This is a genomic window from Methylophilus flavus (assembly GCF_042678905.1).
GTDB lineage: Bacteria > Pseudomonadota > Gammaproteobacteria > Burkholderiales > Methylophilaceae > Methylophilus > Methylophilus flavus.
Window position 1 is genome coordinate 672367 of the sequence record NZ_JBHTLN010000001.1, and the last position, 15382, is coordinate 687748.

Consider the following 15382-nt stretch of genomic DNA (forward strand, 5'->3'; position numbering starts at 1 on the left):
ATGAATCACACCACAAACAATGCACACAAAAGTGACACCAAATCCCATAAAAGCTTCGCAGCGTCCACTCAGTGTTTTTTTGTCTATGAAATAGTGGTTTTATAGTGAGAAAGCCAAATGGACACACTTATAATGATGATTAATCACTTCAAAAATTTGCTCTCAAAAAATGACAATCAATAGTCTGGTGCAGTCTGCAAGGCCTCATCGTTCCAATTGATAACACCTAAATACCCAGGGAAGAAAAATCATGATGCAACAAAAAAAGATTGCCAGCCTGCTGGCACTCCTGTTGTTACCTGCTGTGCCGGCCTATGCCGAAGAAACAATTGCATTAGACAACACGACCGAAAGCAGCAAACAAAAAAATAAAACCAGGGAAACAGTCAGTGTTGAACTGGATAGCGTCATTGTGCTTGGCAAAAAGGAGCAAGTCCCCGCCACAGATAAGAGCCTGGCCGGTTCTGTCGATGTCATCACGCGTGATGAGCTGGAATACGAGCATGTGACCGATACACTGGAATTATTCAGTAAAACGCCAGGCATAGTGCTATCGCGCTACAGCCAGGGCATTGTGAATACTGAAATCTCTATCCGCGGCTTTAGTGGTGACGGCGAGACACCCAATGCCAAACTGCTGGTCGATGGTATTCCTTCCAACCTGTTTTCCGGCCTGAGTGAACTGGATTACCTGTTCCCGACCAATATCCAGAACATACAAGTGTTCAAAGGCACCAGTGACGCCACCACCGGCTTGTTTGCCACTGCCGGTAATTACAAGGTGGAAACACGCAAAGATGTCGGCAAGCAGTTGCAATTCGGCTATGGCAGCTTCAATACCCGCGAAATGCAGGGTTACTTCGGTGACAAGCAGGACAATTTCATCCAGAACTATGCGATTGGTTACCGCAAGGGCAATGGTTTCCGCTCCCATACCGAAAATGAAAAGATCGCCCTATCCGGCCGCTGGCAGCTGGATTTTGATCAATCCACCCTGGCCCTAAGTGCCAAGTATGGCAAATACAATTCACCGGAAGCACCTGGCTATATGCCTAAAGAACAGGCCCGCTCGAACCGTACCGGTGTGGCCGCTATTGCACGCAATGACAGCGGTGAAAAGGAATTCAAACACCTGAGCTTGCATTACGACTATTTCTTTAACAATGATGTGGATCTGAGTCTGAAAACTTACTGGCAGAACTTTGACCGCGAACGCAATGTGCGTTTTGTGGGTTCGCCGAATGTCGAAAATAGGTTGGATGATCAAACATCAACAGGGTTGATTGCAAAATTAAACTGGAAAATCAATCCGCAATGGGCTTTTGAGACTGGCTATGATATTGAGCACCAGGAAGTCAGCCAGTTTAACCAAAGGGTTAATGGCGCAGGGGTGAACGTCATTCGTATCAAAGCTGATTACGACTTTACCGCACAAGGTATTTATGCCAAATTGGAAAATACACCGGTTGAATGGCTACGCTGGAATTTTGCCCTGCGTGCGGACCGGCTGGACGCAACAGCGAATAAACCTATCATTATCGGTACCAATGCTATCCCGGCCAGGCAAATCAATACAGACTTGTACGACTCACCAACAATTGTGCAACCCAAGTTCAATGCGTTTGCCAACCTGAACGCACAGCACACCCTGTTTGGCAATGCAGGTCGCAGTTTCCAAACGCCGACTGGTATCAATTTGAACCAGTTCAATGCGAATAGTGGGGCTAGAATTCCTATCGATGTTGCCGTGAATGATGGTTGGGAAATAGGCCTTAAAAGCGGCTGGAACAGTGACCTCAATACACGAGTCTCCTACTGGCAGCAAAAAGCCAAGAATGAGTTTATCAATATTGACAACATCCGCCGACCTTTAGGCGAGACACTCAGGCAAGGCCTGGATGCCAGTTTTGATTACAGATTGAATGACTATTTCAGTTTCTGGGGTAACGTCTCTAAGGTGTATGCCAAAATTGAAGAGCCTAATCCGCAAAACCCGGGATTTAAAGGGCATAGCATACGCGGCATTCCTGACCACACTGCTTCACTCGGTTTGCAATTCACACCTGATTCCGACTGGGTTGCGCGTTTACATATTGACCGGCAAGGCGCCTACTACGTCAACGAAAGCAATAATGGCGGCAAATATGGCGCTTATACCCTGACCAATGCCAATATTGATTACAAAACCAACTGGGGGCGGGTCAGCTTGCTGGCCAACAATATTTTCGATAAATACTATGAGTATGTGTATGACTTCAGCAGTACCGGCGCTTTAAACCAGCTAAACTTCGCTCCCGGCGCTGGCCGTAACTTCATGCTCACCGCAACAGTGGATTTCAAATGACCGCTTTATTATCCATCCAACAACTCAGCCTGCGTTTTGCCGGACGTGAGATCCTTAAACAGCTTGATCTCAGTTTACCGGCGGGAGAAGTCGTCTCGGTACTGGGCAGCAACGGCGCAGGAAAATCTACCCTGCTCAAAAGCATCCTCGGCCTGCACACTGCAGCGCATCAGACAGGCACGATACAGATTGCAGGCGTTGACCTGGAGCAGGCACGGCACCAGGCGCTCTCACAACTGGCGTATGTCCCTGAGCAGCCAGCGGTCTACGGCCATTTGTCAGCACTTGAGAATATCCGTTACTTCCTGAGCCTGGGGGCGATCAGCCAGACAGCAGATATCGCTAGCTGTTTAACCATGGCAGGGTTGCCAGAGCAATCATGGCATCGTCCGTGTAGTGAATATTCAAAAGGCATGAAACAAAAAGTCATGCTGGCGTTTGCGCTGGCAAAACAGGCAAAACTTCTACTTCTGGATGAACCTAACTCGGGGCTGGATCCGCAGGCGACAGAAGAATTGAACCAGTTGATTGTGCAGTGCAAGGCACGCGGCATGGGCATACTGGTGGTGACACATGACGTGTTATCAGCGATGGCATTCTCAGACCGCCTGCTGATGCTGGCCAACGGGCAATTACAGCCGGTAGTGATAGACCAATCGTCACTAACGCTGGATAGCCTCAAGCGACTTTACCAGGGGCAGGCATGATTTCACTTGTCTGGAAAATCGCCATCAATGAATGGCGGCGCTTATGGCATGCGCGTATCCCTGCCTTGTTGATGCTGATATTAATCGTGCTGTGGTCGATTGCCGCCCTCGCCGCCCATCACCACTGGCAAGATCATGCCACAATTGTGGCAAAAGTCACGCAACAAAGCCAGCAGGACTGGCAATCGCAACCTGACCGCCACCCGCACCGGGTCTCCCATTTTGGTGATTTTGTGCCCAAACCGTTGCACCCGCTCAGCGTGATTGAACCTGGAATACTCGATCAATCGGGGCACCTGGTTTACCTGGAGGCGCATCGCTTAAATAGTGCCAATTTCAACCCTGCCACCGAAGCGACCAGCCTGGGCCGTTTCCCGCTGATTACCCCGGCCATGATTGTGCAGTGGTGGATGCCACTATTTTTAATCATGATTGCTTATGCCACTATTACTGCCGAAAAAATCACCGGCATACTGGCTTTTATGCGCGGCAATGGCACGTCTGCCTGGGTGATTGCGGCCGGAAAGTGGCTGGCGCTATTCCTGCCATTATTTACCCTGCTTTGCCTGCAAGCTTTATTGACGCTGGCCTGGAGCTGGGGCAGCGACCAAACGCTGTTACGCTTATCACTGATGCTGCTGGCGCAGGCGATGTATATCGCTGGCTGGTGCCTGTTGGTGCTGACAATTTCGTGGTTCAGCAAGCAATTGCATGGCGCCTTGCTGACACTGCTGCTGTGCTGGGTATGCGTCTGCATTATTTTCCCGCGCGGATTAGCCAACCTGGCGCAGACGACCTACCCGACCCAGCCGCGCACGGAGGCTGAACATCACGCGGAAATCAAACTGAAAGCCCTGGGTGATAGCCATAACCCGGACGACCCGCATTTTGCGGCGTTTAAAGCTGGCATCCTCAAGAAATACCAGGTCACAACAATTGAGGATTTGCCAGTCAACTATCACGGTCTTTTGATGCAGGAAGGCGAACGCCTGACCACAGCTGTTTACCGTGAACAACAAGCCCTGCATGATGCGCAACTGAACAGGCAAAATACGAGCATCCGGCACTGGTTATGGCTGACACCGGCGCTGGCATTGCAGTATGTACAGATGGCCAGCAGTGGCAACGACCTGGCGCACCACCAGGCGTTTATCCGGCAAGCGGAAGACCGCCGTTACAAATTGATCCAATACCTGAATCAGATCCATACCATGAAAGTTGACCAGCACCATGATCACGACACACGTGTGTCTGCCGACTTCTGGAAAAAAGCGCCGCGCCCTGCCGTTACCCTGGCACCAGTTTCAGTCAGCAGTCACAGTATCGAGGTCGCTTTGCTGGTGTTGCTGGGCTGGATACTGATACCGGGCGCATTGCTGATGAAAGTGGCAAAACGCACATGAAACAAGAACTGATTTTATTACTCAAACAACGCAGCATCCTGATCCTGCTGTTGCTGAACCTGTTACTGACAGGCTTTAGCCTGTTTAATGGATGGCAGAATATCAGCCATATCCAGGCACAAATCAATCATGCAAAGGAGGGAGAAGGTCTGCGTCATCAGGATTACCTCAAACAGCACAGCCAGCATGACACGCTAGATGTAGGTGAAGTTGGCTATTACGTGTTCCACAACGTTTACCACACCCCAGGCGAATGGAGTTTTATTGCACTGGGTAACCGGCTGGTGACGCCTTATGTGCAGCGCATACGTTTGCTGGGCTTGCAAGGGCAGCTCTACGACGGGGAATCGCATCATCCTGAATATGTGATGCTGGGCGGATTCGATTATGCATTCTGGCTGGTGTTTTTTGCACCGCTGCTGTGTATCGCACTGTTGCATGATCTTAAAGCCAGTGAGCACCAGGCACAGCGGCTGCTGTTTTTACAAAGCCTGACCGCTCAACCGGCACGCTTCTGGCGTCAGCGCGTGGCTTCCCGCTGGCTGTTGATTGCATTGACGTTCTCGCTGCCAGTCATGGTATTTACGGCCATATACGGCCTTAGCCTGGCGCCACTCCTGCAGGTGCTGGTGGTCACGCTGTTATATACCCTGCTCTGGACCGGGCTATGCGCAGCCTTCAGCCTGCGGGCCCGTGCACTCAATGCCAACTTGAACGCACTTGCTTTAACCAGCCTCTGGCTAGTGACTTGTATCGTGCTCCCTAACCTGGCGCAAGTGTGGTTGCACCACCGTTACCCGGTAGAGGATGGCAGCCAGATCGCCTTGCAACACCGGCAGGCCGTGCATAGTGCCTGGGATCTACCGAAGACTGACACGCTGACACCGTTTTATGCGCTGTATCCACAATGGCAAAAGTCAGCGCCAGTCACCGACCGCTTTCACTGGAAATGGTATTACGCATTTCAACATATGGCAGATGTGAAACTTGCAAAACAAGTGGAAACACGTGAAAAAGCGCTCATGCAACGGGACCAGGCCACTGGCTTACTCGGCTACTTTTTACCGGCAGTATGGGTGCAGCGCAGCCTGGAAGATATCGCGCACAGCAATGTCTCTGACCTGCTTGCGCATAGACAACGCATCACTGCATTCCATACGCAACTGCGGCATGATGCTTATCCTTACCTGTTCGAGGAAAAACCTTTTACGCTTGAATCCTTTAGCCAAATGCCGACCTTTGAGGAGACGAACAAATAACGGAAACAGGCGGTTCAAACTACGTAAAATCATGAGGCGGTTTTACGTGATCACTTCAGGGTGTTTTTGAAACAGGCGCGTATAGTAACAGTCATACAAGTACATCACTGAGATGCACTTAATAACCAAAAGGAGATTATCATGTGGACTAAACCAGCTGCTACAGAAATGCGTTTTGGCTTTGAAGTAACAATGTACGTGATGAACAAATAATTCAGCCAAGGCTGAATGACGAAAACCCGCCAATGGCGGGTTTTTTATTGCCTTGAAGAATTTGAATACCCGGAACCTTATGCCAAACCGGCTTACTAAAAAACAATGGCTTGCCAATGCGATATTCGCTAGTACAATTTCACTCTAGTACAGTTCAACCAAGGCATTCCATTACCTGTTTATACTCACGGAGTCATACATGCAAGTCAAAAAATTCTCTGTCAAACCATTCATCTCTTCCCCGTTGATGGTTGCACTGCTACTAGCGACACTGGCAGTCGCCAGCCACAGCCAGTCAGCATTTGCGCGCAGCATCTTGCCGGAACAAAATGATGCCGCCTCGGCCCGCGATGCTGTCGGCGATTCCATGAGCAAGCTGGAAGACCTTAATAAGCGTATCAAATCCCAGGAAGAGCTGATCGCCAAAGAGCAGGAAAGACTGAAGCAATACCAGACTGAAAAAGCACAGACAGAACAGGACCTTGAATCCAGGAAAGCAGTCTTCGAGCAAAAATCCAAAGTGCTGGACGAAGCCTGGAAAAGTCGCAATAACTACTAATGCGTCATGTGCGTCATTTAGCTACACACTCTGAACTTTAAAGCTCACCTCACAGTTACTCACCTCCTAGTCATTGATTGACCCAAACACTAATTCGATTTAGTTGATTTGGGTCAATACCTGCTTTGCCTGACGCTCCTAGAATGCCATCACGTTCAATGCACGAGATGGAGTGATCACAATGAAAAAAACCGCAATCAGTTTAATACTGGCAGCCCTGTTGTCAGTGACGAATAGTCATGCCGAACAAGGCGACTGGGTGGTCCGCCTGCGCGCCACGAATATCAGCCCGAATGAAAGCAGCGACCTGGGTAAATATGTAAATAAAAATGTGGCTGCAGGCGCCATGTCAAATAGTGCGGAACTGAAGGTAGACAGCAATACGATTCCAGAACTTGATATCAGTTATTACTGGACCAGGAACATCGCCACTGAATTGATACTGGCGCTAGGCTCCAAGCACGATGTCAGTGTTTCCAAAGAGCCAGGCACTGTGGTACCAAACCAGAAACTGGGCAGTATTGATGCATTGCCACCAACACTGACAGTTCAATGGCACTTCAACCCTGACCAGACCTTTGACCCTTATGTGGGTGCCGGCATTAACGCTACCTTTATGCTGGACCGCAAACTGGAATTGAGCCAGGGCCCACTGGCTGGCACGGATATCAAAATCGATAGAACCAGCGTTGGCCCTGCATTGCAGGCTGGCTTTGATGTCAACCTGCAAGATGGCTGGTTATTAAACGCCGACGTGAAATACCTGTGGATTGATACGGATGTGAAATTGAAAACAGCAGGCGGCTGGAGCAAGATCGACTCTCTTGAAGTAAACCCATGGGTCTTAAGCATAGGGGTCGGCAAACGCTTCTAAACAGTTTCAAAAGTCTCTTCCCTGGAGTTTTCAGCTCCATTCAGCCTCTGATACTTTGCTGTATCAGAGGTTTTTTTATACAGCTTTTTTAACCGTTCAAGTTAAATCGACCGGCAAGACTGGTCAAATTCAGTTGTTCCAGCAACTGTTGTCCGCGCTCGAGCGCGCTGCGTTTCTTCTGGCCGGTAAACTTGGCAATAATCAGTTCGTTTTTCATGGAGTGCTCCCAGCCCACCAGCTCGGTCACGGTCACTTGATAGCCATGCGCTTCCAGCTCCAGGCAGCGCAATACGTTGGTGACATGGCTACCCAATTCACGGGTATGGATCGGGTGGCGCCAGAGCTCACTTAATAAGGTTTTTGCCAGGGAATCTGCTTTATGCTGACGCATCACTTCAGCCACTTCTGCCTGACAGCAAGGCACGAGCACCATATATTGCGCCTGCTTTTGCAGGCCAAACTGTATGGCATCATCGGTGGCGGTATTGCAGGCATGCAGTGCGGTGACAATGTCCACCTTTGCCGGCAGTTGTTCGGAGCTCATGGCATCCGCCACCGTCAATGGCTCAAACTGCATACGTTCAAAGCCACATTCGCTGGCCAGCTGGCGGGATTTTTCTATAAGCTCCGCGCGGTTTTCAATTCCGATTACCTGGCCGCCAGCATGCTGCTTCAGTAATAAATCATAGAGGATAAAACCAAGGTAGGACTTACCGGCACCATGATCAACCAGCACTGGATTTTGCTGTGCAGTCATGACGGACTGCATCAGCGGCTCGATAAAATTAACCAGGTGATAAACCTGCTTGAGTTTACGGCGGCTATCCTGGTTGAGCTTGCCGTCGCGCGTCAGGATGTGCAATGCCTGCAATAAAGGAATAGATTGACCCGGTTTGACTTCTGGTGGCAATTTCATTTGGGGTGGCAAAATTGTTTTGACCATACGGGTTGCTGCTTTAAAATACTAATCCAGTAGTCTAGCAATAAATGAGTGACTCAGCATAAATGTGTTGCTTGTCATTCCTGCTTTCCTCAGGGAACTTATATCGGGAACTCATGCGTTTTTTTGCTGACTACCCTATCAGGTGGGTCAATTTTAGCGCCATGCGCTAATGCCATGTGCATGCTAATGTAGTTAAACTTTGCCAGAAAAGCTTGTTGGACGTGTTTCTCTTGCCAGGTTTCACGTCCAGCTATTCAATTAATAAGGGAGAATGAATGTTTTTCAATGTAGCCAGCAAGGCCCTTAAGCGTCGTAAACAACAGCTCAATACCCTTCTGTATAGTACTGTAGCGTTAATCACATTCTTTTCTGCTAGCATTCATGCAGACAGTGTCTGGATGAAAAACGGCGACAAAATCACCGGCACCCTGGTTGTCAAAGTGACAGATAAAGTCGTGATCAATACTTCTTATGCTGGCGACATCAAATTAAATTGGGCAGATATTCTTAGCATAGACGCCGAAAAATCTTACACCATGATGCTGTCTGATCAGACGGTAGTCACCGGTTTTTTGAAACATGGTGAAAATGGGCAAGCGATTCTGGACGAAGACGGTAAAACCGAACTGGTGGATACCGAGCTGGCAGAAATTCAATATATCAACCCTTCCAAAGACCTGATAGGTGAAGGCTATGTCTGGAGCGGCAACCTCAACCTGGGCGGCGCATTCAATAACGGCAACAGCAAAAACCGTAATATGCAGTTCAACGGCGAATCGATTACACGCGGCCTGGAAGACAGGTATACCGCGCAGGGTTATGCATACTGGGCAGAAGATAATGGTGAACAAACCCAGAACAATATGCGTGTACGTGGGCAGTATGACCACTTTTTCACCAAAAAATGGTTTACCTATCTGAATACCATCCAGGAAAAAGACCGGTTCAGGGACATCAAGTTACGCAGCCAGTACGGTGTGGGTACCGGTTACCAGCTATTTGAAGGAGAAAAACTCAATCTGTCACTGGAAGGCGGTCTGTCGTGGATTAACCAGGATTTCTATGAAGAGCAGGATGAGGACCATGCCGCCATTCGCTGGGCCGTTAACTACAACCAGTTCCTGTTTAATTCTTTTGTACAGGCATTTCATCGCCACGAAGTCTTATATACCCCGCGTGCACCTTCACAAATCCTCCTTTACAGCTCAACTGGCTTGCGTTTTCCCTTTATTATGGGCTTGAGCGCAACCACCCAACTGGATTACAACCTGGACACCCGCCCGGCAGATGATAGAAGAAAAGGCGACACGCGAGCCTTGTTCACACTTGGATATACCTGGAAGTAAATTTCAAGCCTGACGAAATTTAGCGCGTTGCACGCTTGAATGTTAAAATGGCCAATCGTAGCATTGGCCATTGCAACATTCGCAATCAGAAAAAATGTGCCGGAGCGATAGTTGGAGTACGGCACAGCATGTAAACACCGTATTTTTTGATGGAATGATGGAGCAAAAATATGGCGATACAATGGTACCCGGGACACATGACTTCAGCCCGCAAAAAGGCAGAGGAAACCCTGGAGCATATCGATGTGGTGATTGAAGTACTGGATGCACGCGTACCCGCCGCCAGCCATAACCCCATGATTGAAGACATGCGCAACTTCCGCCAGCGCCCTAACCTTAAAATCCTGAATAAGGCTGACCTGGCCGACCCGCAAATCACGCAAGCCTGGCTGAATTATTTCAATAGCCAGCCGAATACCAAAGCCGTGGCACTCTCCTGCAAAAAAGCCGGTGACGCTAAAAAAATCCCCGGCCTGTGCCGTCAACTGGCATCGCATCGCGGCTCACCGCTCAAGCCTTTGCGCATGATGATCATGGGCATCCCTAACGTGGGTAAATCCACCTTGATGAACGCCCTGCTCAACCGCCGCGCGGCTAAAGTAGGCGATGAACCGGCAGTCACCAAAAGCCAGCAACGTTTCGACCTGGGCAATAACCAGAGCATCACCGATACCCCGGGCATGATGTGGCCTAAGATTGAGCATGAATCGGATGGTTATATGCTGGCCGCCAGCCATGCCATTGGCCGCAATGCGGTGATTGATGAAGATGTGGCGGAATTTCTTGGCAACTTACTGTTGAAACAATACCCGGCATTGATCAATACGCGTTACAAACTGGATGCCATGAAACTGGATGTACAACAGATAGATGGCATAGACCTGTTACAGGCGATTGCCAAACGCAGGGCTTACAAGCGTAATGACGGGCAATGGGATATGGAGCGTACGGCGATGGCGTTTCTGACCGATTATCGCGGCGGCGCGATCGGCAGGGTCAGCCTGGAATCCCCCAAGAGCCGTGCAGAGATGATTGCACTGTCAAAAGAGAAGTCGAACACTGCCGATGAACAGCCAGAGACGACAACAGAAGCTGATGCGCCCTAAGTTTTATTGAAACGTAAACTAAAAGTATAGTGATATAAACAACCGTGAGTTAAGCAATCACGCTCGCATTACGCTTCACAGGTTTACCTGTGGCAGGTGGTTGCGTCATCAATAATTCAATATTGCTCGCTACCCGGTTGCGGCCATTTTGCTTGGCCTTGTACAGATTCTGGTCAGCCGCCGCAAACATGCTATCTAGTGCATAGCCCACCGTTTCAGAACTCACTGCTCCGACACTCACCGTACACTTGATGGCGTGAGTATCTGCACTCATGCTTTCAACGCCCGCAATACTGACTGGTGTGACTTCTATGGTTCTGCGGATACGCTCAGCCAGTACCATGGCTTCCTGCTCACCGGTATTAGGCAGCAAAATACAAAACTCCTCACCCCCGTAACGGCCGATCACATCACCGCCGCGCAACGCCCCACGTATATTGCCTGCGCAGGATTTCAGCACCTCGTCACCCACCAGATGGCCATAGACATCATTTACTTTCTTGAAGTAATCCAGATCGATAATTAGCATGCCCATAGACAGGCTAATCCGCTGTGACACTGCCTGCATGCGGGTAGCGGCTTCCTGCAATCCCCTGCGGTTCAAGACACCGGTTAAGCCATCCAGGGTAGCGATTGCCTGCAATCCGGCCTGGGTACGTACATTCATCACCAGCAATAGCAAACTGGTGGCGATAGTGAGGACCATCATAATCGCTGTAGTGAGATAGGCATGCACAGGCCAGTGGATAAACGAGATTAGCGCCGCCTCATCTGCCAGGGCCACTTCAATCGCGAAAAAGCCCAGCATCAGGCTGATGCCGCCAAACAGGCTGCAGCACAGCCAGAACACTTGCGCTACGAAGTCCCTGCCATGCCCGCTCAAACTGCGGCTACCATAAGAAAATACCCAGACCAGCACGAGTAAATTAGAAAGGATGACCCACTTGTCAGCTGCATGCATATTCAGCATCACTGCATTACAGGCCAGCAATGTGGTCATGACCAGCAAGGTTCGGTAGCGGTAGACACGGTAGCCACGCAGCATGCGTATGCCATTGACATAAATACTGACGCCCAGGGCAAACATGGTCATCGACGTCGCGACATACACGATACGCTGGCCATAGTTGGCGGTAATCAGTGGAATAAAGTAAATACCCAAGCCCAGGCCCATCATTAGCAGGCCGCGCACCCAATTCATAATCAGTGCTTTTTGCTGGTAAGCGCCAAATATCAATAGAACCAGAACCAAAGTAAAGGTGAGGCCGATTGATGATAGAATGACACTATTGAGATCTAGCACAGGGAAGGTCAAAGTTTTTAGTTTACCTGATAGGGCATAATACTATGGTATTGCGACTATACCCATATAAATTAAAGGGTTAAATAGTCCATACAGGCTAATTCCTCTCCTTTGATTGTCTCTAGCAAACAGTAGAAGTTCCATGCAGCATCTCTTAAACCCTCCTCAGCGCGAAGCGATTCATTACCTGGACGGCCCATTACTGGTGCTCGCGGGTGCCGGCAGTGGCAAAACCCGCGTCATCACGCAAAAGATTGCCTACCTGGTGAACGAGGCCAATTACAAAGCCTCGCAGATTGCCGCTATCACTTTTACGAACAAAGCCGCGCGCGAGATGCAGGAGCGTGTTGCTCCGCTGCTGGAAGGTAAAAGTGGCAAAGGGCTGACCGTCACAACCTTCCACTCCTTGGGCCTGCAAATGCTGCGCCAGGAAGCTGCCCTGCTCGGCTACAAACCCCAGTTCTCCATTCTGGACTCCTCGGATAGTTTTAAAATCCTCAGCGATATCCTGGCGACGACTGACAAGCAATTGCTACGCAAAACGCAATGGCAGATTTCCGGCTGGAAGAACGCGTTTGTAAACCCGGACCAGGCCAAGTCGCAGGCCGACGAAGAGTTAACCCATGCTGCCGCGCGCGTTTACCAGCTCTATCAGCAAACTTTACGCGCCTATCAGGCAGTAGATTTTGATGACCTGATCAAAGTACCGGTAGAACTGTTTGACCAGCACAGTGAAACACTGGATAAATGGCAACGCAAACTGCAATATTTGCTGATCGATGAGTACCAGGATACCAATGCCTGCCAGTATCGCCTGATCAAGCAGCTTACAGGCGTACGCGGTCAATTTACGGCGGTGGGTGATGATGACCAGGCCATTTACGGCTGGCGCGGCGCCGACGTCGAAAACCTGCGTCAGCTGACTAAAGACTTCTCAAAACTTAAAGTCATCAAGCTGGAACAGAACTACCGTTCAACCGTGCGTATTCTGCGTGCCGCCAACAGCGTGATCGCCAATAACCCCAAACTGTTTGAGAAAAAACTGTGGAGCGATCTCGGCACAGGTGAGCTGATTCACGTCACCGCCACGCAAAGCGAAGAGCACGAAGCCGAAACTGTACTGATGAAGTTGCAGGCGCATAAATTCGAGCATAGAACCACGTATAAAGATTACGCCGTGCTCTACCGCAGCAACCATCAGGCGCGAGTGATGGAAAAATTCCTGCGCAACCAGAAAATCCCGTATACGATTTCCGGCGGACAATCCTTCTTCGATAAAACTGAAATCAAGGACATCACCAGCTATCTACGCCTGATCGCCAACGAGGATGATGATCCGGCATTTATCCGGGCCGCCACCACGCCGAAAAAAGGCATAGGCAACACCACCCTGGAAAGACTGGGTGAATACGCCAGCGCACATAAACTCTCATTGTTTGCTGCGGCGTTTGAAGGCGGTTTCCAGCACGATATCGGAGCGAAACAACTGGATGACCTGCTCACGTTCTGCCGCTATGTCCAGAATCTGCAAACCCGGGCTGTGAAAGACCCTGCCAACGAAGTGCTGAATGACCTGCTGAACGCCATCCAGTACGAAACCTATTTGTACGACGGCGAAGAAGCACGCGCGGCAGAATCACGCTGGAGCAACGTACTGGAATTTGTAGCCTGGCTCAGCAAAAAAGGCGAAGCTTCGACTGAATACGGCAACGAATCTCCCGGCAAAACCTTGCTGGAACTTACGCAACTGGTCGCCCTCATCACCATGCTGGAAGGCAAGGATGGCGAAGAGCAAGACGCAGTCAAGCTTTCCACCCTGCATGCCTCTAAAGGCCTGGAGTATGGCCATGTATTCCTGATCGGCTGTGAAGATGGCATCCTGCCTCACCGCGAATCCATCGACAACGATCAGATCGAAGAAGAACGCCGCTTGATGTACGTAGGCATCACCCGCGCACAAAAATCACTGAATATCACCTGGTGCAAAAAACGTAAACGCGCGGGCGAAATGCAGGCCTGCGAACCAAGCCGGTTTATTGCAGAACTACCAAAGGATGACGTCAAACACTTTGGAAACCCTTTTAACAGCTCCGGCGAGCCGGCAAGCAAAGATTATGGCAAAAGCAAGATGGCGAATATCAAGGCGATGCTGGCAAGTAAATAACTTTGGCCGCCTTTCTTAAGCACAATATAGCCCATGTTATAATCCACACAATTTTTAACCAAGCTGTCAGAACATGTCTCAAAAAGTCGCTTTAGTTACCGGCATTACCGGCCAAGATGGTGCCTACTTAGCCGAGCTCCTGCTCAACAAGGGCTATATTGTGCATGGTATCAAGCGCAGAGCATCGTTATTCAATACAGACAGAATCGATCATCTATACCAAGATCCTCACATTGAGCATCAAAATTTTATCCTGCACTACGGAGACTTGACCGACTCTACAAATCTGATCAGGATCATTCAACAGGTTCAGCCTGATGAAATTTACAACCTGGCAGCGATGAGCCATGTCGCGGTCAGTTTTGAAACCCCTGAATATACGGCGAACGCCGATGGCATCGGTACCTTGCGCATTCTGGAGGCGATCCGTATTTTAGGGCTGGAAAAGAAAACACGCTTTTATCAGGCATCCACTTCCGAACTCTATGGTCTGGTTCAAGAAACACCGCAGAAAGAAACCACGCCTTTCTACCCTCGTAGCCCGTATGCCGTTGCAAAAATGTACGCTTACTGGATTACAGTCAATTATCGCGAAGCCTATGGCATTTATGCCTGCAACGGCATCTTGTTCAACCATGAGAGCCCTATCCGTGGCGAAACATTTGTCACCCGCAAAATCACACGGGCGCTGGCCAGGATTAAACTCAATCTGCAGGATTGCCTGTATCTGGGCAACCTTGATTCCTTACGTGACTGGGGACACGCCAAGGACTACGTCGAGATGCAATGGTTGATGCTACAGCAAGACCAGGCTGAAGATTTTGTCATTGCCACCGGCAAACAATACAGTGTGCGTGATTTTGTCAATGCCGCAGCCAAAGAACTTGACATGTCCATTCGCTGGGAAGGTACTGGCGTGGATGAGAAAGGCTATTCGGGTGATAAATGTATTGTGCAAGTGGACCCCCGCTATTTCCGTCCGACCGAAGTAGACACGTTGCTGGGTGACCCAAGCAAAGCCAAACAAAAGCTAGGCTGGGAGCCGAAAGTTACGTTTGAAGAGCTGGTTTCAGAAATGGTACGCGAAGATTACAAATCCGCTCAGCGAGACGAATTGATCAAAAAACACGGTTATCAAGCAATGGATTACAACGAGTAACC

13 protein-coding genes are annotated in these 15382 nt (G+C 49.7%); 11 read left to right on the forward strand and 2 right to left on the reverse strand.

The window, feature by feature from the left end; genetic code table 11:
- Positions 1 to 250 precede the first annotated feature (250 nt).
- The 7 genes from ACFQ2T_RS03150 (at position 251) to ACFQ2T_RS03180 (ending at position 7359) form a co-directional block, all read left to right on the forward strand.
- On the forward strand, positions 251 to 2344 hold the full coding sequence (locus tag ACFQ2T_RS03150; RefSeq protein ID WP_379030390.1) for a TonB-dependent receptor: 2094 nt from the start codon (positions 251 to 253) through the stop codon (positions 2342 to 2344).
- Positions 2341 to 3051, forward strand: coding sequence for an ABC transporter ATP-binding protein (locus tag ACFQ2T_RS03155; protein WP_379030393.1), 711 nt, complete (start codon positions 2341 to 2343; stop codon positions 3049 to 3051). The genes ACFQ2T_RS03150 and ACFQ2T_RS03155 overlap by 4 nt, the downstream gene beginning before the upstream one ends.
- Positions 3048 to 4454, forward strand: coding sequence for a DUF3526 domain-containing protein (locus tag ACFQ2T_RS03160; protein ID WP_379030396.1), 1407 nt, complete (start codon positions 3048 to 3050; stop codon positions 4452 to 4454). The genes ACFQ2T_RS03155 and ACFQ2T_RS03160 overlap by 4 nt, the downstream gene beginning before the upstream one ends.
- Positions 4451 to 5713, forward strand: a complete 1263-nt coding sequence (locus tag ACFQ2T_RS03165) for a DUF3526 domain-containing protein (RefSeq protein ID WP_379030399.1) — start codon at positions 4451 to 4453, stop codon at positions 5711 to 5713. The genes ACFQ2T_RS03160 and ACFQ2T_RS03165 overlap by 4 nt, the downstream gene beginning before the upstream one ends.
- A 141-nt stretch (positions 5714 to 5854) precedes the next feature.
- Positions 5855 to 5926 (forward strand): pyrroloquinoline quinone precursor peptide PqqA, encoded by a 72-nt coding sequence (pqqA, locus tag ACFQ2T_RS03170; RefSeq protein ID WP_081624291.1) that lies wholly within the window; start codon positions 5855 to 5857, stop codon positions 5924 to 5926.
- A 199-nt stretch (positions 5927 to 6125) separates the two neighbouring features.
- Positions 6126 to 6485, forward strand: a complete 360-nt coding sequence (locus ACFQ2T_RS03175; protein ID WP_379030402.1) for a hypothetical protein — start codon at positions 6126 to 6128, stop codon at positions 6483 to 6485.
- Positions 6486 to 6666: 181 nt separating this feature from the next.
- The gene (locus tag ACFQ2T_RS03180) at positions 6667 to 7359 is read left to right on the forward strand and encodes an OmpW/AlkL family protein (protein ID WP_379030405.1); all 693 of its coding nucleotides are present in this window, start codon (positions 6667 to 6669) and stop codon (positions 7357 to 7359) included.
- An 88-nt stretch (positions 7360 to 7447) separates the two neighbouring features.
- Here ACFQ2T_RS03180 and ACFQ2T_RS03185 read toward each other — a convergent pair whose 3' ends face one another.
- Positions 7448 to 8275 carry a class I SAM-dependent methyltransferase gene (locus ACFQ2T_RS03185; protein WP_379033871.1) on the reverse strand — a complete coding sequence of 276 codons (828 nt, stop codon included), beginning with the start codon at positions 8273 to 8275 and terminating at the stop codon, positions 7448 to 7450.
- 302 nt (positions 8276 to 8577) lie between these two features.
- Here ACFQ2T_RS03185 and ACFQ2T_RS03190 point away from each other — a divergent pair, with 302 nt between their 5' ends.
- Positions 8578 to 9648 (forward strand): DUF481 domain-containing protein, encoded by a 1071-nt coding sequence (locus tag ACFQ2T_RS03190; protein WP_379030408.1) that lies wholly within the window; start codon positions 8578 to 8580, stop codon positions 9646 to 9648.
- Between the two features lie 170 nt (positions 9649 to 9818).
- A complete protein-coding gene (ylqF, locus tag ACFQ2T_RS03195; RefSeq protein WP_379030410.1) occupies positions 9819 to 10754 on the forward strand; it encodes a ribosome biogenesis GTPase YlqF in 936 nt (311 codons plus the stop codon).
- Between the two features lie 49 nt (positions 10755 to 10803).
- On the opposite strand, the gene ACFQ2T_RS03200 is transcribed toward ylqF, so the two are convergent.
- Positions 10804 to 11955, reverse strand: a complete 1152-nt coding sequence (locus ACFQ2T_RS03200; protein WP_379030413.1) for a GGDEF domain-containing protein — start codon at positions 11953 to 11955, stop codon at positions 10804 to 10806.
- 244 nt (positions 11956 to 12199) lie between these two features.
- On the opposite strand from ACFQ2T_RS03200, the gene ACFQ2T_RS03205 reads away from it, so the two are divergent.
- Together ACFQ2T_RS03205 and gmd are read left to right on the forward strand one after the other, a co-directional pair.
- Complete coding sequence (locus tag ACFQ2T_RS03205) at positions 12200 to 14221, forward strand: UvrD-helicase domain-containing protein (RefSeq protein WP_379030416.1); 2022 nt, start codon at positions 12200 to 12202, stop codon at positions 14219 to 14221.
- A gap of 73 nt (positions 14222 to 14294) precedes the next feature.
- Positions 14295 to 15380 carry a GDP-mannose 4,6-dehydratase gene (gmd, locus tag ACFQ2T_RS03210; protein WP_379030419.1) on the forward strand — a complete coding sequence of 362 codons (1086 nt, stop codon included), beginning with the start codon at positions 14295 to 14297 and terminating at the stop codon, positions 15378 to 15380.
- Positions 15381 to 15382: the final 2 nt, after the last annotated feature.